The organism is Achromobacter sp. SIMBA_011 (assembly GCF_046535435.1).
GTDB lineage: Bacteria > Pseudomonadota > Gammaproteobacteria > Burkholderiales > Burkholderiaceae_B > Achromobacter > Achromobacter dolens.
Window position 1 is genome coordinate 1 of sequence record NZ_JAWRWN010001311.1, and the last position, 231, is coordinate 231.

Below are 231 nucleotides of genomic sequence, written 5' to 3' on the forward strand. Positions count from 1 at the left end.
TCAAGGATTTCCTGGTCTCGCACACGCGCCAGCGCGACCGTGAATTCTTCGTGCGCACCGCGACGTCGGTGTGGCCGAAGAACCGCGCCGACGGCATCAAGGACGACGACCTGCTCGTGCTGGTGCCGAGCTTCACGCTCGCCGAGCTGACCAAGGCGTTCCAGATCGGCTTCGTGATCTATATCGTGTTCATCGTCGTCGACCTGCTGGTCGCGAACATCCTGCTCGCGC

1 pseudogene is annotated in these 231 nt (G+C 62.8%); it reads left to right on the forward strand.

Annotated features, from left to right (window positions below):
• A pseudogene (locus SB816_RS35320) lies at window positions 1-231 on the forward strand (EscR/YscR/HrcR family type III secretion system export apparatus protein); the annotation flags it as partial.